Genomic DNA, 19,708 nt, shown 5'->3' with positions numbered 1-19,708 from the left:
GGGGATTAAGTCGTTTGTGCACAAACGACTTAATCCCCTCCGTCCCCTTTTTTCTTCAATCCAGGAACCGCGCGGCCTGCTCCGGTGCGGGCAGGTAACAGGCGTCATGCCGCCCGAACCAGCGGTAACGGTTGCGTGCCAGCGCGCGATACGCGGTGTCACGCCAGCCGCGCGGCACTGCCCGCAGCACGCCGCTCAAACGCCAGGCGCCGCCCAGCCCCGCCAGCACGCGCAGGATCGCATCGGTATCGGTCCAGGCGCCCTGCGCGTCCAGCAGCAGGAACGACATCGGGTCCTGCGGGTCCAGCCCGTGCGCGCGCAGCATCGCGCTGCCCTGCTCCCCCTGCATCGCCGCAAAGCGATAGCGCCCCCTGCGGTCGAAGCGCAGCAGGAAGCGCACCCAGCGGTTGCACAGCGCGCATACGCCATCGAATACGATCACCGCGCTGCCAACCTCGGCGGCGGCCTCACTGCGGTTCGAGCCAGCCTTCATAGCGGATCAGAGCTCCCACCCAGGGCAGCGTCACATCGACCAGGAAAGTGTAGCGCTCACCCTGCCAGGCTTCGCGGCAACGCACGCCACCAAACCAGCGCCTCGGCAGCGGCAGCAGGCCGAAGGCCCAGACCCGCCGCACAGACCAGTCGATGCCACCTTCGCGGGCCTGCAGATCAAATTCGAAGCGCACCGCGCCCAACTGCTCGCGCAGGTATCCCTCATGCGCCCACAGCCGCGACACCATCGGCCAGCGCCCAAAACGCCGCGCCCACTGCTCGCCCTGCCCGTGTGCCCTGAACGCCACTTCGGTCGGCAGCGCGTCTCCGTCCTTTGGCAACCGTGCCAACGCAGCCAGCAGCGGCACCAGCCAGTGCCACCCCCTCACGATGCGCGCCTGCCCCACGTAGCGGCATGGCAACGGCGCGGCATGCAGCGCCTGCACCGGCGCGGCCAGGGTGGCGAAGGCCGGCCCCAGCACACGTGCGAACAGCGGAGTGGTCAGGGCGCGATCCAGGCCAGGGTTGCCATGCGCCCGGTGCGACGATCGCGCCGGTGCGAATACAGGTCCGGATCGGCCATGGTCGACACCGTGCCGCCATGCACCTGCGCCGGGTCCATGCCCGCCGCCTGCAGGCGCTGGCGGGCCAGCGCGAACAGATCGACCTTCCAGTGACCCGGCCGCGTCGCCACGAACGCCGCTTCGGCCGCCGGATCATGGCCGACGAAGGCGTGGTAGACCTCCTCGCCGATCTCGTAGTCGGCCGGTCCTGCGGCCGGGCCCAGCCAGGCCCGCAGCTGCGCCGGCGGCGTCTGCATGGCGGCCACCGTGGCCTCCAGCATACCGTCGGCCAGGCCACGCCAGCCTGCGTGGGCCGCGCCCACCTCACTGCCATCGGCGGCGGCGAACACCACCGGCAGGCAGTCGGCGGTCAGGATCGCCAGCACCACGCCCGGCACCGAGGTCACCGCGGCATCGGCCACCGGTTCGCTGGCGCCGGGCACCGGCGGCGCGCTGAAGCGCAGCACAGTGCTGCTGTGCACCTGGCGCAGCCAGTGCGGGGCCGACGGCAGCGCCAACCCCTGCTGCAGCAGCTGGCGGTTGTGCTCGACGTTGGCGGGGGTGTCACCATCGGCCGCGTGCCGGTTGCCCAGGTTGAACTGCGCGAACGGCGCCGGCGAGATGCCCGCACCGTGCCGGCGCGTGGTCAGCGCATGGACGCCCGGAGGCGCCGGCCAGTCCGCCTGCAGCAAGGGCAGCGCGGCGTCCATCACCAGCGGTCCCGCTCGCGCGCGGCGAAGGCTTCGCTGTCTTCGCGCAGCACCTTCATCAGGTGCAGCATGTCGTCCGGCACCGGCGCGGTGTTGCGCACCGGCTCACCGGTGATCGGGTGCGTGAACTCCAGCGTCTCGGCGTGCAGGGCCTGGCGCTTGAAGCCGCGCAGCGCGGCCACCAGCTCGTCGCTGGCGCCCTTGGGCAGCTTCAATGCACCGCCGTACAGCGGGTCGCCGATGATCGGATGGCGCACGTGCGCCATATGCACGCGGATCTGGTGGGTACGGCCGGTTTCCAGGCGGCACTCCAGCGCGGTGTGCGCACGGAAGCGCTCGCGCAGGCGGTAATGGGTGATCGCCTCCTTGCCGTCCTCGCGCACGGCCATCTTCAGGCGGTCGCGCGGGTGGCGGTCGATCGGGGCATCAGCGGTACCGCCGGCCACCAGCGCGCCCATCACGATGGCCAGGTACTGGCGGTGCACGTCGCGTGCGGCCAACTGCTCGACCAGCGCGGTCTGCGCTTCCAGAGTCTTGGCCACCACCATCACGCCGCTGGTGTCCTTGTCCAGGCGGTGCACGATGCCCGCGCGCGGCAGTACCGCCACCGAAGGGTCGCGGAACAGCAGGGCATTGACCAGGGTGCCGCTGTGGTTGCCGGCGCCCGGGTGCACCACCAGGCCGACCGGCTTGTTGATCACCAGCAGGTGCTCGTCCTCGAACAGCACGTCCAGCGGGATGTCCTCCGGCTGGGCGTCGGTCTGGGTTTCCAGCACCACGTTGAGGGTCACCACCTCGCCGCCGCGCAGCGGATCGCGCGGACGCACCTGGGCGCCGTCCAGCAGGACCTCACCGGCTTTGATCCACTCGGTCAGGCGCGACCGCGAGTATTCGGGGAACAGTTCGGCCACGACGGCGTCGAAACGGCGGCCGGCAGCGGTGTCGGGGACGATGGCCTGGCGGGCCGATTCAGAGGGTTGTTCAGACATGGCAGGGGGGCATTCTTTGAAATTTTGGGGTCCCGGCGGCCGGTTTCAGTCGCTGGACAGGACACTAGGCTATCATCGACCCTTCGTATTCCAGCCGCGTCCCGCCTCGACCCCATGATCCGACGCTCCGCCATGCTCTCCGCGCCCGTCCGCCTCACCGCCCTGCTGCTGGTGCTGGTCATCGCCGCCACCGGCTGCCACCGTGGTGCCAAGAAGGGCGATCGCCCCGATGAAGGGACGCCGGTCGAACAGTTGTACGAGAAGAGCCACAAGCTGATGCAGGGTGGCAACTGGAGCGGCGCCGAAGCCAGCTTCCGCCGCCTGGTGGCCCAGTATCCGTACGGTCCGTATACCGAGCAGGCGATGATCGAGACCGCCTACGCCCAGTACAAGGCCGGCAAGCACGATGACGCGGTGTCCAGCATCGACCGCTTCATCCGTACCTACCCGACCCATCGCAACATCGCGTACCTGTACTACCTGCGCGGCCTGGCCAACTCCAATCGCAGTACGGTTTTCCTTCGTCGCGTATGGTCACTGGATGCCAGCCGCCGCGATCTGTCCACCCCGCACCAGGCGTATTCGGACTTCAACATCGTGGTGGACCGCTACCCGAACAGCCGGTACGCCGCCGATGCGCGCCAGCGCATGCTGGAGCTGCGTGACGTGTTCGCCCAGCACGAGCTCGACAACGCCCTGTACTACATGCGCCGCGGCGCCTGGGTCTCGGCCGCCGGCCGCGCCAACTACCTGCTGGAAACCTACCCGCAGAGCGCGTTCCAGTACGACGCCGTCGCCGTCCTGGCCGATTCCTACACCCACCTGGGCAACAAGACCCTGGCCGACGACGCCCGCCGCGTCCTGCAGCTGAACCAGCCGGACCACCCGTGGCTGGAAGGCAAGTGGCCGAAGTACCCGTGGATGATCCGCAAGCTGAACCCGTTCGCTGGCGAGAAGTCCGCCAGCACCGGCCAGCGCAACGCGCGACTGGAAAAGAAATAAGAAAAAGGCCCCGCAAGGGGCCTTTTCTTTGTCGGTTATCCACGCCATGCGTGGAGGGCTCGTGCGCCCATGGACCACGACACTAGGAATTCTACGAATCCCCGGCGGATGCGACGCCGGTCCCAATCGGCGCGGGCGAGCCCCTCCACACTGCGGCGCAACGGCCATCCCGGCCGTGAAGGAGCGCCTCATGACCCCACTACCCCGCCGTTTCCGCCCTCTCGCCGGCCTCCTCGCCACTGCCCTGCTGGCGCTGTCCCCGGACCCCCTGGCCGCCGCACCGGTTGCACCGGGCGACCTGCTGTCTGCTGCCCCCTATCGCGCGTCATGGGTGCCGTCCAAGGCCGCGCAGGCCTACAAGCTGCACTACCGCACCCCGGATCATCGCGGCCAGCTGGCCGAAGGCACCGGCCTGCTGTACCTGCCCGCCGGCGCGGCGCCTGCAGGCGGCTGGCCGGTGGTGTCCTGGGCACATGGCACCCAGGGCATCGCGGATCGCTGTGCGCCATCGGTGTCCGGCCCCTACCAACCCCAACGCGACGGGCGCTTCCTCGATCAGTTCCTGGCGCAGGGCTATGCGGTGGTCGCTGCGGACTACCAGGGCCTTGGCAGTCCAGGTGACCATGCCTATCTGCATGTGCGCACTGCCGCGCGCAACGCCATCGACCTCGTCAAAGCCAGCCGCCAGTACCTGGGCAACGCGCTGTCGCCGCGCTGGGTATCGGTCGGCCATTCGCAGGGTGGCGCCGCCGCGCTCACGGCAGGCCACATCGCCCCCACCCATGGAGGGCCGGCGTTGCACTACCGTGGCAGCTTCACCACCGGTACGCCCACGGCAGTGGAGTTGACCGCGCTGGTGATGAAACCGGACAACCGCAGCCCCAATCCCGGTGCAGTCAACGCGTATCACGCGTATCTGCTCGACGGCCTGCTGCAGGTCGCGCCGCAGATCGACCGCGTCCTCAGCGACACCGGCCGCGCCCGCGTGGCAGCGGCACGTGAGCAGTGCCTGGGCGAACTGGCCGCCACCCTGGACGGTGCGGATATCGGCAGCATGTTCACTGCACCGCTGACCAGCGTGCCGGGCATCTGGGCGGTGCTGTACGACTATCTCGGCGTACCGCGCCGCGGCTTCAGCCAACCACTGATGCTGGGCCATGGCAGCGCGGACCGCGATGTGCCCTATCTGACCACGCTGCTGTACGCCGCAGGCTTGGCCCTGCGAGGCGAGCCGGTCGCGTTCCGACGCTACCCGGTCGACCACCGCGGCACGCTGGATGCGGCGGCGGCGGATGGCCTGGCATTTGTGCGTGCACGGCTTGAGGGCGGCCACTTCAGCGACACTGCGGAAACCGCCGGCCTCGAACAGCTGCTCGACGAAGCCCGATAGATCCACGCCATGCGTGGATGATCTTCGACCATCGTGCGGACCAGGGTCCGCACCCACCGGAGAGGGCCAACGGGTTGCCGACCATCGGCCGGCACTACCCGCCAACCGCTGCCTCAGCCCTTGTAGCCGTTGCTGATCGGGTAACGACGCTCACGGCCGAACGCCCGGCGCGAGACCTTCGGCCCGGGCGCTGCCTGGTGCCGCTTCCACTCGCTGATGCGCACCAGGCGCAGCACGCGGTCGACCACGGTCGCGTCGTAACCGGCGGCCACGATCTCCGTGCGCGACTGCTCCTGGTCGATGTAGCGGTACAGGATGCCATCCAGCACGTCATAGGCCGGCAGCGAATCCTGGTCCAGCTGGTTCTCGCGCAGCTCGGCCGACGGCGGGCGGCTGATCACCGCCGGCGGGATCACCGGTGCACCGCCCACGGTATTGCGCCACTTCGACAGCCCGAACACCTCGGTCTTGTAGAGGTCCTTCAACGGCGCATAGCCACCGCACATGTCGCCGTAGATGGTGGCGTAACCGACCGCGTACTCGCTCTTGTTGCCGGTGGTCAGCAGCAGGCCGCCGAACTTGTTGGCCAGCGCCATCAGGATCACGCCACGGCTGCGCGACTGCAGATTCTCTTCGGTCACGTCCGGCGTGGTGCCCTCGAACATCGGCGCCAGCGATTCCATCAGGCCCTTGAACGCCGGCTCGATCGACACCGCCTCCAGCTTCACGCCCAGTGCCTGGCACTGCTCGGCCGCCAGGTCGTTGGAAAGGCCTGCGGTATAGCGCGACGGCAACCGCACGGCGGTGACGTTCTCGGCGCCCATCGCGTCCACGGCCATGGCCAGCACCAGCGCCGAATCGATGCCACCGGACAGGCCCAGCCACACCTTCTTGAAGCCGTTCTTGCGGCAGTAGTCCTGGATGCCACGGGTCACGGCACGCCAGGCCAGCGCGTCCATGCTCTCGTCGCCATCGTCCATCCACACATGCGGCATGAAGCGGCGGGTTTCACCGTCGTACTCCACCACCAGCCACTGGTCGACGAAGGCGGCGGCGGCCGGGTGCACGGTACCGTCGCCATCGGCCACCACCGAGGCGCCATCGAACACCAGCGCGTCCTGGCCACCGACCACGTTGAGGTAGGCAATCGCCGCCCCGCTCTCACGGGTGCGCGCGGCCAGCACCGCATCGCGCTGGGCATGCTTGCCCCGCTCGTACGGCGACGCATTCGGCACCACCACCAGCTGCGCGCCGGCGCGCACGGTGTCGGCCAACGGCTCGGCGAACCACAGGTCCTCGCAGATCAGCAGGCCGACCGGCACATCGTTGACCTCGAACACGCAGCTGCCGCCATCCGGATCGACATCGAAGTAGCGGCGCTCGTCGAACACCGCGTAGTTGGGCAGCTCGCGCTTGCGGTAGGTCTGCTCGACCAGCCCGTCGCGCAGCACGCTGGCGGCGTTGTAGACCACCGCACCCGCCGCCTGCGGCCAGCCAACCACGGCGGTGATGCCACGGCAGGCGGCAGCGATGCGGGTCATCGCCTGCTCGCACTCGTACAGGAAGCCCGGGCGCAGCAGCAGGTCCTCCGGCGGGTAACCGCTCACCGCCAGCTCGGGGAACATCACCAGCTCGGCGCCGTACTCGTCGCGCGCCTGGCCGATCATCTCGATGATGCGCTCGGTGTTGCCGGCGACATCGCCGACCGGGAAGTCGAACTGCGCCATCGCGATGCGGATCGAAGCCATGGGAATCCAGCCTGTGGTTGCAATGCCGCCATTGTAGCGCTGCGCCATGCGCACGCCGGGCGCGCTCACTGCGTGGACAGCCCTGGCTCAGTAGATCCACGCCATGCGTGGATGGGCCGACCAGGCAGCCGCCAGACGCAGAAAAGCCGCCCGAGGGCGGCTTTTCCAAAGCAAGCCGAGCGTGGGCTCGGCTCTACAGAATCGGCTGCCAGAGGCAGTCGTTCTTATTTCACCAGCTTGGCGATGGCAGCGCCCAGGTCGCCCGGCGAGCGGACGGTGACGACACCGGCAGCTTCCATGGCGGCGAACTTGCCTTCGGCCGTGCCCTTGCCGCCCGAGGCGATCGCACCGGCGTGGCCCATGCGCTTGCCGGCCGGAGCCGACGCACCGGCGATGAAACCGACGACCGGCTTCTTCACGTGGTTCTTGATGTACTCGGCGCCGGCTTCTTCAGCGTCACCGCCGATCTCGCCGACCATGATGATGCCTTCGGTCTGCGGGTCTTCGTTGAACAGCTTCAGGCAGTCGACGAAGTTCAGGCCGTTGATCGGGTCACCGCCGATGCCGATGCAGGTGGACTGGCCCAGGCCGACTTCGGTGGTCTGCTTGACCGCTTCATAGGTCAGGGTGCCCGAACGCGACACGATGCCGATCTTGCCCGGCTGGTGGATGTGGCCCGGCATGATGCCGATCTTGCACTCACCCGGGGTGATGACGCCCGGGCAGTTCGGCCCGATCAGCACGGTGTCCGGATGCGAACGGGTCAGCACGTTCTTGACGCGCAGCATGTCCAGCACCGGGATGCCTTCGGTGATGCAGACGATGACCTTGATGCCGGCAGCAGCGGCTTCCAGGATCGCGTCGGCCGCGTACGGCGGCGGCACGTAGATGACCGAGGCGTTGGCGCCGGTGCTCTGCACGGCGTCGGCAACGGTGTTGAAGACCGGCAGGTCGATGTGGGTGGTGCCACCCTTGCCCGGGGTCACGCCGCCAACAACCTGGGTGCCGTACTCGATCATCTGAGTGGCGTGGAAGGTGCCCTGCTGGCCGGTGAAGCCCTGCACGATCACCTTGGTGTTCTTGTTAATCAAAACAGACATGGGAATTCCTTGGTGTCGAATCAGGCAGCGTTCTTGACAGCTTCAACGATCTTCTTGGCGCCATCGTTGATGTTGTCAGCCGGGATGATGGCCATGCCGCTGTCGCGCAGCAGCTGCTTGCCTTCTTCCACGTTGGTGCCTTCCAGGCGCACCACGACCGGAACCTTGACGCCCACTTCCTTCACGGCGGCGATGATGCCTTCGGCAATCATGTCGCAGCGGACGATGCCGCCGAAGATGTTGACGAAGATGCCTTCAACCTTGTCCGAGGACAGGATCAGCTTGAACGCTTCGATGACGCGCTGCTTGTTGGCACCACCGCCCACGTCCAGGAAGTTCGCCGGCTCGCCGCCGTTGAGCTTGATGACGTCCATGGTGGCCATGGCCAGGCCGGCGCCGTTCACCATGCAGCCGATGTTGCCGTCCATGGTGACGTAGTTGATGTCCAGCTCCGAAGCGATCACTTCGGTCGGATCTTCCTGGGTCTTGTCGCGCATGGCGACCAGGGCCTTCTGGCGGAACGCGGCGTTGTCGTCGCTGTCGAACTTGCCGTCCAGCGCGTACAGGTTGCCGTCGTCCAGGATGGCCAGCGGGTTGATTTCAACCAGGGCCAGGTCCTTTTCGTTGAACAGGCGGTACAGGTTCACCATGATGCTGGCGAACTGGCCGGCCTGCTTGGCGGTCAGGCCCAGCTTGAAGCCGAAATCACGGCCGTGGTAACCCTGCACGCCTTCGACGAAGTCGACGTTCAGCGAGTGGATCAGCTCCGGGGTTTCAGCAGCGACCTGCTCGATTTCCACGCCGCCTTCCGAAGAGGCGATGTAGGTGATGGTCTTGGTGCCACGGTCGACCAGCACCGACAGGTACAGTTCCTTGACGATCTCGCCGGCGGTGGTCACCAGCACCAGGTTGACCGGCAGTTCAACGCCTGCGGTCTGGTAGGTGGCCATCTTGGTGCCGAGCATCTTGGCCGCAGCGGCCTTCACGTCGTCGGTGGTCTTGCAGAACTTGACGCCGCCAGCCTTGCCGCGGCCGCCAGCGTGGATCTGCGCCTTGACCATCCAGGGGCCCTGGCCCAGGGAGTTGGCAGCGGCAACCGCTTCGTCCGGGGTCGCAGCGACCTTGCCGGCCGGGACCGGGATGCCGTACTCGGCAAGCAGTTGTTTTGACTGGTATTCGTGGAAATTCATGCGTCACCGTGGGAATAGGAACGACCGCACGCAATTCCTCAGGGCCCCGGCGGGGCGCCGGCATGGACCGCGGCGGGCCCACTATTGTGGCCGAGCCAGCGCCGGGGCGCAAAGAAGTCTGTACAAAACGCCAGACCCGGCCAGATTTCCACCGTCATTCAGGCAGTTGCGCCCGGGCCGCCGTTGGCCACCGGTATCCACGGCGGGCCAAATGCGCGATCCGGGCGGCTCCGGCGGCGCCCTGCCGGGGGCCCTATACTGGTCAACCAAGGTGTGTAGTGTCGGGCCTGCCCGGCTGCTTCCACCGCAGGCCACAGAGAAGCGACGTACCCGCCCGGCTTCAGGGGATGCCAGGCAGGACCGCCGCAGATTCCAGACCCAGGCAGCCAGAAGGGGAGTTCCGGCGTGTCACCCAGTGCTTCATTGATCGACCGCATCGAATCGATTCCGCGGCGTGAGCTGTACTTCTTCGCGCTGTACCGGGTGCTGATCGCCGCGGTCATCGCCGGCCTGCTCTACAGCCCCCTGTCCGGCATGGTCGGCGAGGCCCATCACCCGCGCCTGGCCGATACCGTCGCGGCCATCTATCTGCTGCTGTCGCTGCTGGCCCTGGCGATCGGCCGCAACGAACGCTGGCTGCGCCCGATCGTGGTCAGCAGCGTGCTGGTGGACATCATCGCCGCCACCCTGCTGGCGCATGCCCTGCCCGGTGCCAGCGCCGGCATCTCGATGTCGCTGCTGTTCAACATCGCCGCTGCCGCCACCCTGCTGCCATTGAGCTGGGGCCTGGGCCTGGCAATCGTCGCCAGCCTGGCCACCGGTACCGAATACCTCTGGAAGGTGCTCGAAGGCGGCGACCCCACCCGCACGCTGGCCGAGCTGGCCATGTTCGCCACCAGCTACCTGGCGTTGGCCTTCATCAGCTACCAGGTGGGCAACCGTGCGCGCCGCAACCAGCAGCTGGCCAACCAGCGCGGCGACGAAGTGGCCAACCTGTTCCAGATCAACGAACTGATCATCCGCCGCATGCGCACCGGCGTGCTGGTGGTGGACGCCGACAACCGCATCACCCTGGCCAATGAAGCGGCCTCGATGCTGCTCGGCGACAACGACGGCATCGGTGAGACAGGACGCCTGGATCTGGCCAGTGCCGCGCCGGAACTGGCGCGCCGCCTGCAGCGCTGGCGCAACGGCTGGGCGCAGGACGAACTGCCGCTGCAGCTCAACCCCGACCAGCCCGAAGTGCAACCACGCTTCGCCCGCCTGCTGGCCGGCAGCGAGCTGGCCCTGGTGTTCCTGGACGATTCCAGCGTGGTCTCCCGGCGCGCCGAATCGCTCACTCTGTCGGCAATGGGCCGCTTCTCGGCCAGCCTTGCCCATGAAATCCGCAACCCGCTGGCGGCAATCAACTACGCCGTGCAGCTGCTGGAAGAAGGGACCGGTTTCAACGAAAGCGACCGCCGCCTGCTGCAGATCATCCGCCAGCAATGCCAGCGCACCAACGGCATCGTCGAGAGCGTGCTGGGGCTGGCACGGCGCGAACGCGCCACGCCCGAGAACGTGGACCTGGTCGCCTTCGTGCGCCGTTTCGTGCTGGAGTACAAGCAGGGCCAGACGCTGGAGACCGACAGCATCGAACCGATCATCAGCGACACGGCGGTGATGGCGCAGGTCGATACCAAGCACCTGTACCAGGTGCTCACCGTGCTGGTGCACAACGCACTGAAGTACGGCCGCATCGGCCAGCAGCCGGCGCGGGTGCGCCTGCGCGTGGCACAACACGAACGCAGCGCGGTGATCGACGTGATGGACCGTGGCCCCGGCATTCCCGAGAGCGTGGCCGCACAGCTGTTCCGTCCGTTCTTCACCACCTCCGAGCACGGCACCGGCCTGGGCCTGTATATCGCCCGCGAGTTGTGCCGCGCCAACCAGGCACGGCTCGACTACATCCCGGTGCCGGCAGGCGGCTCCTGCTTCCGCCTGGTGCTGCCCGGCCCGCACACGCTGCTGCCCACCTGATTCCAAATCTATGCGTCAAACATTTGTCGCTTCCAGCCCCCTCGTTTATCTTTCACGCCCATGAACGAAACCCGCAGCGCCCTCGTCGTCGACGATGAACGCGACATCCGCGAACTGCTGGTACTGACCCTCGGCCGCATGGGGCTGCGCATCAGTACCGCCGCCAACCTGGCCGAAGCACGCGAGCTGCTGGCCAGCAATCCGTACGACCTGTGCATCACCGACATGCGCCTTCCGGATGGCAACGGCATTGAGCTGGTCAGCGAAATCGCCCAGCACTACCCGCGCACGCCGGTGGCGATGATCACCGCCTTCGGCAGCATGGACCTGGCCGTGGAAGCGCTGAAAGCCGGCGCCTTCGACTTCGTCAGCAAGCCAGTGGACATCTCGGTGCTGCGTGGCCTGGTCAAGCACGCGCTGGAACTCAACAACACCGAACGCCCTGCGCCCGGCCCCGCCACCGAACAGGCTGCACGCCTGCTGGGCGCTTCGCCGGCCATGGACGTGTTGCGCACCACCATCGGCAAGGTCGCGCGCAGCCAGGCGCCGGTCTACATCCTCGGTGAATCCGGGGTTGGCAAGGAACTGGTCGCCCGCACCATCCACGCCCAGGGCGCGCGTGCGGCCGGCCCGTTCGTTCCGGTCAACTGCGGCGCCATTCCCGGCGAGCTGATGGAGAGCGAATTCTTCGGCCACCGCAAAGGCAGCTTCAGCGGCGCCCATGCCGACAAGCCCGGCCTGTTCCAGGCGGCGCACGGCGGCACCCTGTTCCTGGACGAAGTGGCCGAGCTGCCGCTGCAGATGCAGGTGAAGCTGCTGCGCGCGATCCAGGAGAAGTCGGTGCGCGCGGTCGGTGCGGCCAACGAAGAGCCGGTGGACGTACGCATCCTCTCTGCCACCCACAAGGACCTGGCCGAGCTGGTCGAAGATGGGCGCTTCCGCCACGACCTGTACTACCGCATCAACGTGATCGAACTGAAGGTGCCGCCGCTGCGCGAGCGCCGCCAGGACCTGCCGGAGCTGGCGGCCGCCGTGCTGGCGCGGCTGGCCCGCAGCCACGGCCGCGCCACCCCGCTGCTGGCGCCGTCGGCGCTGGAGGCGCTGGCCCACTATGCGTTCCCGGGCAATGTGCGCGAGCTGGAGAACATTCTGGAACGTGCGCTGGCACTGGCCGAAGAAGACCGCATCGGTGCCGACGACCTGCGCCTGCCGCAGCACGCCCCACGTGCGCCCGGCGGCGCAGCGCACGCGGAAGCCGTGGTGGACCTGCAGCCCGGCAGTGCCGCCCTGCCCTCGTACATCGAGCAGCTGGAACGCAGCGCCATCCAGCGCGCGCTGGAAGAGAACCGCTGGAACAAGACCCGGACCGCCGCGCAGCTGGGCATCACCTTCCGCGCGCTGCGCTACAAGCTGAAGAAGCTGGGGATGGAGTAGAGCCGAGCCCATGCTCGGCTGCGCGGTGTTCGCCGCCGCGCCATCCACGCATGGCGTGGATCTACTGTAGAGCCGAGCCCACGCTCGGCTGCTCTTCGGGCCATCAGCCGAGCATAGGCTCGGCTCTACCTCAATCCTTGGTAACGCGATTGATCTCGGCCAGGCTGGTCACACCCGCGGCGGCCTTCTTCAACGCCGACTGCCGCAGGTCATTCACCCCGATCTGCTGCGCCGCCTCGGCAATCTGCAGCGCATTGCCACCGGCCAGCACGATCGTGGCGATCTCATCGGTCATCGGCATCACCTGGTAGATACCGGTTCGGCCCTTGTAGCCTTCGGTGCACTCATCGCAGCCCACCGCCTCGTACAGCTGGATGCCCGCATCCAGCTGCGCCTGGGTGAAGCCCTCGGCCAGCAGCGCATGCTCCGGCAGGTTGGCCGGACGCTTGCAGTTGCCGCACAACCGGCGTGCCAGGCGCTGCGCGATCACCAGCGTCACCGAGCTGGTGATGTTGTACGGGGCGATGCCCATGTTCATCAGGCGCGCGATGGTCTGCGGCGCATCGTTGGTATGCAGCGTGGACAGCACCATGTGGCCGGTCTGCGCCGCCTTGATCGCAATCTCCGCCGTCTCCAGGTCGCGGATTTCGCCGACCATGATGATGTCCGGATCCTGTCGCAGGAACGAGCGCAGCGCCGCAGCGAAGGTCATGCCGCGCTTGTTGTTCTGCTGCACCTGGTTCACACCGGGCAGGCGGATTTCCACCGGGTCTTCGGCGGTGGAAATGTTGCGCGTCTCGTCGTTGAGGATGCCCAGCGCGGTATACAGCGACACGGTCTTGCCCGAACCGGTCGGGCCGGTCACCAGCACCATGCCGTACGGCTTGTGGATGGCGTCGTGGAACAGCTTCTGCTGGTCCGGTTCGTAGCCCAGCTTGTCGATACCCAGCTTGGCCGCACTGCCATCCAGGATACGCAGCACCACCTTTTCACCGAACAGGGTCGGCAGCGTGCTCACGCGGAAGTCGATCTGCTTGGTCTTGGACAGGTTGAGCTTGATGCGACCGTCCTGCGGCACGCGCTTCTCGGCAATGTCCAGCTGTGCCATCACCTTCAAACGCGCAGCGATGCGCTGGTTCAACTTCACCGGCGCACGCGCCACCATCTTCAGCAGGCCGTCGATGCGCAGGCGCACGCGGTAATCATCTTCGTAGGGCTCGAAGTGGATGTCCGATGCGCCCTTGCGGATCGCATCCACCAGCACCTTGTTGACGAACTTCACCACCGGGGTGTCGTCGCCCTTGGCGTCGATGCCGGAGTCGCCACCCGCGTTGTCTTCGTCGCCCAGGCCAACATCGAGGTTGGCCATGCCCTCGTCGTCGCCGCCCAGCGCGTCGCCGATGGTGTCGTGGCTGGCGTGCCACTGCTCCAGCGTCCGGCGGATCTGGTCTTCATCAACCAGGATCGGTTCCACCACCAGATTGGTGTGGAACTTGATCTCGTCCAGCGCATGGGTCGGATTGCTGGTACCCACGAACAGCTTGCCGCCGCGTTTGAACAGCGGCAGCACGTTGTGCTTGCGCAGCAGCTCCTCGCTGACCAGGCTCATCGCGTTCTGGCTGGCATCGAAGGTGGACACGTCGAACAAGGGCATGCCGAACTCGACCGCATTGGCGGCGGCCAGCTGCGAGGCGCTGACCAGCTTGTTCTGCGCGAACCACGTGGGCAGCGGCTGACGGGCGGCCGTGGCCTTGGCCATGGCGTCGCGGGCGGATGCCTCGTCCAGGGCGCCATCCTGGACCAGGCGGCGGGCCAGGCCGGTGATGCCGACGAGGTTGGGGGTGGTGACTGCGCTCATACGCTTCCTTTACTGACCCAAGACGGCCGCCATGGCGGCCATAGTGTTGTCTACAGGGGTGACATACTAACCGCGCACCCCGTGTGAACGCTTGTCCAGACACCCACAGTCCGCTTTCAGAACGGCTGCTCCCGATGCCAATCCCAGGCGCTTTTGACGATGGCTACCAGGTCCTGCCAACTTCGCTCCCATCCCAGCTCCCGTTGCGCCTTGGCGCTGGAGGCCACCAGCCGGGCTGGATCCCCGGCCCGACGGCCGACGACCTCGAAAGGTACTGCGCGCCCGACCACCTGCGCGGCGGCCTCAACGATATCCATGACTGAGTAGCCCTGCTCACTGCCCAGATTGAAGTCATGGGTTCCAGGACTCCGCTCCATCAGGTTCATCGCCAAGCCGTGGGCACGCGCGAGATCCTGCACATGTACGTAGTCCCGTACACAGGTTCCGTCAGGTGTGGGGTAGTCCGCACCAAATACCTTCAGCGGAGGCGCCTGTCCCGCGGCGGCCCTGAGCACGTTCGGAATCAGATGAGTCTCACAGGCATGCGCTTCACCTATGCCGTGTTCAGGAAGAGCGCCGGCAGCATTGAAGTAGCGAAGAACTACCGACGACAAGCCATACGCTTCCCAAGCGTCTGCAAGCATCCGCTCAACCATCAACTTGCTGGCACCATAGGGATTGATCGGCTGCATCGGCTGCTGTTCGTCAACTAGGGAAGCCGATGACTGCCCGAACACAGCGGCCGTGGATGAAAATACCACCTTGCCTATATCCCGGTACCGCAGCTGCGCCAGCAGATTCAGAGTTCCGGCCACATTGTTCCGATAGGTGGAAAATGGATCGGCGACGGAAGACGCAACCAACGAACTCGCAGCGAAATGCATCACCACGTCATAACGCCGCCCGCTGAACGCACGCTCCAGCGAAGACTCGTCAAGCAGATCTGCCTGGATCAACTCTCCCCATTTCACTGCCTGCCGGTGACCGGTGGACAGGTTGTCCAACACGGTTACGGCATGACCCTGTTCGGCCAGCCACTGTGACATGTGGCTACCGATGTAACCCGCCCCTCCACAAACAAGGACGTTCCACATCTGCATGACTCCACGTCAGATCGAATACCGCACCTGACTACCGTCCTCCCCAATCCCGGCAAGTGCCGGGAAGGAGGCATGAGGGCAGCTTGGGCTCAGGCCTTGGCCTCTTCGTGGTACTCATCGTCCACATTGATTGACCACAGCCGACTCTTGTCCACGTTACCGGACAGGATCTGATCGGCAGCCTCTTTGGCTGTCAGCATCGAGTGATCCTGATTGTTGTAACGGTGCATCCCATTGCGCCCCACCAGGAACAGGTTCTGCACCTGATCCAACGCGGACCGCAATCGATCGAACTGGGCGTAGGCTTCACCAAAGTAGCCCGGATAGGCTTTGGGTACTCGGATCACAACCGCATCCTGCGCACGCTCGGCGGTGACCAGGCCGATCTGGAGCATCTCGCGCTGGGCCAGTGCCTGGAGGTCTGCATCACCCATGTTCCACAGCGGATCAGTCTCACGGCAGAAGAACTCGAGCCCCATCCATACTTTCGATGCGTCGCGAACCATGTACGGGCTCCAATTGTTGAAGACCTGTACACGCCCTACGTTCACACCCGGCTCTTGAATGTAGATCCAGTTGTCGCCCAATGCCCGAGGAAGATCGGACGCATCGTAAAGCAGGCCGACGGTGATGAAATCACGGTACTGCAGCCCATCCGCAATCGTTGCCACATCTTCGGGCCAGCTTGTCCGCGATGCGGATACCAGCTCACGCACGGGCATGGTCGAGACCACGTGCGAGCACTCGAGCTTGAAGGCTTCGCCAGATCCGGACTGTACGGTGACGCTGTGCACTTGGTCATCGCCCACTTCCAGTCCAACGGCACGATGTTTCATCAGCAATGTGCCGCCACGCGCGACGAACTGCTGAGCAGCTGTTTCCCACATCTCACCGGGGCCATGCTTCGGATACAGGAAGTTCTCGATCAACGAAGTCTGTTCAGCCTTCCCGTTCAAGCCCAGCGCACTTCGCGCAGCATGCAGCACCGCCTTGGTGATCGACAGACTCTTGATGCGTTGCGCGCCCCACTCTGCACTGATCTGGTTGCAAGGCACACCCCAGACCTTCTCGGTGTACTCCTTGAAGAACTGGCGATAAAGACGCTGCCCGAAGCGGTTAACGAGAAAGTCTTCAAGACTCACTTCCGGCTCGATCTTGCTAACCTGCGAGCGCAGATAGCTGAAACCGAACAATACGGACTTGCCCACACCCAGATTGCGGAAACTGTCCGCATTCAACTTCAACGGGTAAGAGAAAAAGCGCCGATTGAAATAGATGCGTGACAGGCGGTTGCGCACCAGCATCGCAGTCGGCTGCGAGCCATCTGCCACAGGCGCCCCCGTTGGCAAGCCCTCGCGCGCCTGGCCCTGGTAGCGAAGGTTCAACGGAACGTCGCCTGTGTGCTCGATGGGCATCAGGTTGGCCCACCACTGCATCACCCAGTCCGATTTCGAAAAGAACCGGTGCCCGCCAATATCGATGCGGTTGCCATTGTGGTTGACAGTGCGTGAGATGCCACCCACGCAATCATCCGCCTCCAGCACCGTCACCTTCACATCCGGCTGCCCAACCAGTTCCAACGCGGCAGTCAAGCCTGCCGGACCCGCACCGATGATTACAACATGCTTGCTCATGCCACCTCCCCGATGGCCCGTTCGCGCCCCCGCGACCGGAAAAGAATCAACTTACGCAACGCGAAATTCGATGTGAACGAGAATCCGACCGCAACCAACCTTGCAATGCCACCGGGCAAACCAAACCACTCAATACAGCCCCACATCACGCCTTGGACAACCAGCAGACCGAAGCAACCAATCAGCACGAATATGGCCAATTCAGCCGAAGCAGAGCTGACCACGCGCCGAGCGAATACCCAACGCACGCTGATAACGTAGGCCACCACGCTCCCCACCAGGAAACCGCCAGCGGCAGCTGAATACCAGCCCCCCCACCACCACGAAAGCAACGCGAAGGTTCCGAGGTCTGCGAGCAAGGCCACTGCCGAGGCGAGTAGATACCCGACCCCCTCAGCAAACGACCCAAGCCGAATGCGTAGTGATCTGATGACCAAACCCGCCCTCGACCGGGCACTCATTCCCCAAACCTCGCATCAACACTTCTTTCGAGTTCTTGATGCGTAGCATCGTCGAAAGCGACCCAATCACTGCATTTGTAAAGATAAAGTCGCCCAAGAGTCTCGTCGCGCATAGGGTGCTTAACATCCCAAACGCCGCGCACGTGCTGCCTTTGCCTGAATGGAAGAACGAAGTAATCCGGCGCCGGCGTGCTGCCGTGCGCCGTGCAGAGATGCTGAATCCCTTCAGTACCGATCCAGCATGAGTCCTCATCCTTATTGACCGCATTCATGGTGTCACAGATCTCTCCCTGGCTGTTTACTGGATCGACCTGATCCTTGCGCCTGGCCCCCTCCATTGGCGTCCCCCGATTGAACATCTGACCGGACAGCTGAAAAATACTGAAATAATTGGCCCGCTCCAGCACCAACCATGGCCCCAGCGGCGACGGCTCACTCGCATACCAGTAGACACTGGAATGGCGCGGAATCTCTACACCAAAGATGTCCGTTCCTTTTGCCGTTTCCAGCGTCTTGCTCCAAGGGCTTCTCGCATCCCAAACGAATATTGCTGCTATCAGGAGAAAGATACTTCCAACGCCAAGTAGAGCCCCCAAACGCGATCCCGATCGCCGATAGAGCCAGACGGTAGCCGCTACTACTCCCCCCGCGATCAACGGGTAGCCGACAACAACGACATCTTGCCGCACTCTTTCCAGATCACTCCCGAGCGCCTCAAATACCGTCCAGGCACGTATCTGGTACCAGAAAAGCGCAGCCACGAGAATCAGGAGAAGTCCCGATAAAATTAGCGCCCTTCCAGTGCGGCTAACCCTCGTTGCCGCGTAGGGCCACAAAATGTGCAAGGGAATTAAACCAAGCACCGCCCACGGCAAGGTAATCCTAGGAACGCTGGCGCCCGTTACAGCAATTGCGATCAACAGCGATGTCGCCACCAGGTCTCGATTGCTTCTGATCCATTGATCATTGATCAAAAATGGAATACTAGCCATCGCCAACCAATGCGCCAACCAAAGAACACGCCAGATCTGCAACCCAGCTGGCAGCACTAGCCTCAGTACATCTGCAAAAACTGCGCTGAATGCGAAACCGATTGCAACCGCAAGAATGGTTGCCGCTGCCATTTTTGATAAAGCAACATCTCTTTCTGTACGCTGAAACAGAAGATAGATGAGATAGAAATCCGATAGGACAATGCACCAATCCCGCGGCTCCCAAGATCCAACGAAAATCTGGGCACTCAACGCAGAGATTTGCTCATACCATTCATAGTCGATGGACTGGAAGAGACCTCCAAACGGCCCCACATGCAAGAGCCCCAAGAGAGCAACAGGCACAATCGCAGAAACTGCCCACAGCCATCTGCGATCTTGAATGAGCAGCCAGCACCAGATTACAAGACCAGCTGCCGCACCCTGCAAGGGATGCATCAATCCCGCGATGACGAGGCACACGAATGACCACAAAAGGCGATGGCGCAGCAGAAGACCGATTGCAAGGAGAGAGAGAGCCTCAGCCAATGGGCGCGCGGTCAAGAAGGGCTCAGCATAGGAAAACATGCTGAATGCGCCGTACAGACTAGGCATAACGATCAGTGCGAAGATCGCTGGCCAACGCTCTCCTTGAGGGAACAGCGCCCGGACGACGTATGCGCTTGCCGCATAGAAGATGACACGAAGCGCAAAGGTTAATGCCAGAAAAGCGGATCCCGGCTCAACGTGACGTAGCAGGTACGCGAGCAGCTGCGGGAATAGGGTGAAATCTGCCTGGCTACCTGCCGCAAAGAACAAATCGCCATCATAGATATCAGGACTGATAATCCGCAACGCTTGAGCTAAGTACAGCGTGGCGTCATGTCTGATCCCCGTATAGGGTCGCAGATAGATGATCAATGCCAGCGCAAAGCACCAAGGCGCAAGTTTGCGCAAGGTAGACATTCCCATGTACCCCGTCCGCTCCCCCAAGAAAAGCAAACCCCGCTATAGCGGGGCTGCTTTTAGTACTAAGAAACTACAGCG

The 19,708-nt window shown here is 64.6% G+C and carries 16 protein-coding genes; 4 read left to right on the top strand and 12 right to left on the bottom strand.

Translation table 11 applies throughout. The features are described from left to right. Positions 1-55 precede the first annotated feature (55 nt). The 4 genes from ARC63_RS22155 to rluD are packed head-to-tail and all read right to left on the bottom strand — an operon-like array spanning position 56 to position 2,754. The gene (locus ARC63_RS22155; RefSeq protein WP_057504402.1) at positions 56-493 is read right to left on the bottom strand and encodes a thiol-disulfide oxidoreductase DCC family protein; all 438 of its coding nucleotides are present in this window, start codon (positions 491-493) and stop codon (positions 56-58) included. Then, a complete protein-coding gene (locus tag ARC63_RS22150) occupies positions 468-974 on the bottom strand; it encodes a DUF4166 domain-containing protein (RefSeq protein ID WP_019338720.1) in 507 nt (168 codons plus the stop codon). The genes ARC63_RS22155 and ARC63_RS22150 overlap by 26 nt, the downstream gene beginning before the upstream one ends. Positions 975-994: 20 nt before the next feature. Then, positions 995-1,765: a peptidoglycan editing factor PgeF gene (gene pgeF, locus ARC63_RS22145; protein ID WP_057504401.1), complete on the bottom strand. Its 771-nt coding sequence runs from the start codon at positions 1,763-1,765 to the stop codon at positions 995-997. Next, positions 1,765-2,754 (bottom strand): 23S rRNA pseudouridine(1911/1915/1917) synthase RluD, encoded by a 990-nt coding sequence (gene rluD, locus ARC63_RS22140; protein ID WP_010481528.1) that lies wholly within the window; start codon positions 2,752-2,754, stop codon positions 1,765-1,767. Before rluD ends, pgeF begins: the two co-directional genes overlap by 1 nt. Positions 2,755-2,868: 114 nt before the next feature. Between rluD and ARC63_RS22135 the strand changes: the two genes are divergently transcribed. Both ARC63_RS22135 and ARC63_RS22130 read left to right on the top strand, forming a co-directional pair. Next, a complete protein-coding gene (locus ARC63_RS22135) occupies positions 2,869-3,756 on the top strand; it encodes an outer membrane protein assembly factor BamD (protein ID WP_029379759.1) in 888 nt (295 codons plus the stop codon). 190 nt (positions 3,757-3,946) lie between these two features. After that, positions 3,947-5,146 (top strand): alpha/beta hydrolase family protein, encoded by a 1,200-nt coding sequence (locus ARC63_RS22130; protein ID WP_057504400.1) that lies wholly within the window; start codon positions 3,947-3,949, stop codon positions 5,144-5,146. A gap of 113 nt (positions 5,147-5,259) precedes the next feature. Here ARC63_RS22130 and ARC63_RS22125 read toward each other — a convergent pair whose 3' ends face one another. The 3 genes from ARC63_RS22125 to sucC all read right to left on the bottom strand — a co-directional run bounded on the left by ARC63_RS22125 (position 5,260) and on the right by sucC (position 9,184). Then, a complete protein-coding gene (locus tag ARC63_RS22125; RefSeq protein ID WP_057504404.1) occupies positions 5,260-6,894 on the bottom strand; it encodes an NAD+ synthase in 1,635 nt (544 codons plus the stop codon). A 224-nt stretch (positions 6,895-7,118) separates the two neighbouring features. Next, a complete protein-coding gene (sucD, locus tag ARC63_RS22120) occupies positions 7,119-7,994 on the bottom strand; it encodes a succinate--CoA ligase subunit alpha (protein ID WP_005410793.1) in 876 nt (291 codons plus the stop codon). A 20-nt stretch (positions 7,995-8,014) separates the two neighbouring features. Continuing rightward, a complete protein-coding gene (gene sucC / locus ARC63_RS22115) occupies positions 8,015-9,184 on the bottom strand; it encodes an ADP-forming succinate--CoA ligase subunit beta (RefSeq protein WP_004154430.1) in 1,170 nt (389 codons plus the stop codon). 405 nt (positions 9,185-9,589) lie between these two features. Here sucC and ARC63_RS22110 point away from each other — a divergent pair, with 405 nt between their 5' ends. After that, positions 9,590-11,203 carry a sensor histidine kinase gene (locus ARC63_RS22110; protein ID WP_019336430.1) on the top strand — a complete coding sequence of 538 codons (1,614 nt, stop codon included), beginning with the start codon at positions 9,590-9,592 and terminating at the stop codon, positions 11,201-11,203. Between the two features lie 60 nt (positions 11,204-11,263). Next, entirely contained in the window at positions 11,264-12,637 is a 1,374-nt protein-coding gene (locus ARC63_RS22105; RefSeq protein WP_057504399.1) for a sigma-54-dependent transcriptional regulator, read from the top strand. 130 nt (positions 12,638-12,767) lie between these two features. Here the strand turns inward: ARC63_RS22105 and pilB are convergent, their stop codons facing one another. The 5 genes from pilB to ARC63_RS22080 all read right to left on the bottom strand — a co-directional run bounded on the left by pilB (position 12,768) and on the right by ARC63_RS22080 (position 19,627). Next, positions 12,768-14,495, bottom strand: a complete 1,728-nt coding sequence (pilB, locus tag ARC63_RS22100) for a type IV-A pilus assembly ATPase PilB (protein ID WP_057504398.1) — start codon at positions 14,493-14,495, stop codon at positions 12,768-12,770. A 116-nt stretch (positions 14,496-14,611) separates the two neighbouring features. Further along, entirely contained in the window at positions 14,612-15,589 is a 978-nt protein-coding gene (galE, locus tag ARC63_RS22095) for a UDP-glucose 4-epimerase GalE (protein WP_338141137.1), read from the bottom strand. A gap of 95 nt (positions 15,590-15,684) precedes the next feature. After that, complete coding sequence (locus ARC63_RS22090; RefSeq protein WP_057504396.1) at positions 15,685-17,229, bottom strand: NAD(P)/FAD-dependent oxidoreductase; 1,545 nt, start codon at positions 17,227-17,229, stop codon at positions 15,685-15,687. Next, positions 17,226-17,690, bottom strand: a complete 465-nt coding sequence (locus ARC63_RS22085; protein WP_057504395.1) for a GtrA family protein — start codon at positions 17,688-17,690, stop codon at positions 17,226-17,228. The genes ARC63_RS22090 and ARC63_RS22085 overlap by 4 nt, the downstream gene beginning before the upstream one ends. Further along, complete coding sequence (locus ARC63_RS22080) at positions 17,687-19,627, bottom strand: hypothetical protein (protein WP_139042454.1); 1,941 nt, start codon at positions 19,625-19,627, stop codon at positions 17,687-17,689. The genes ARC63_RS22085 and ARC63_RS22080 overlap by 4 nt, the downstream gene beginning before the upstream one ends. Positions 19,628-19,708: the final 81 nt, after the last annotated feature.

This window comes from Stenotrophomonas geniculata ATCC 19374 = JCM 13324, from assembly GCF_001431625.1.
GTDB classification, from domain to species: domain Bacteria; phylum Pseudomonadota; class Gammaproteobacteria; order Xanthomonadales; family Xanthomonadaceae; genus Stenotrophomonas; species Stenotrophomonas geniculata.
The sequence above is the reverse complement of the archived record's forward strand: the minus strand, read 5'-3'. Positions and strand labels throughout refer to the sequence as shown.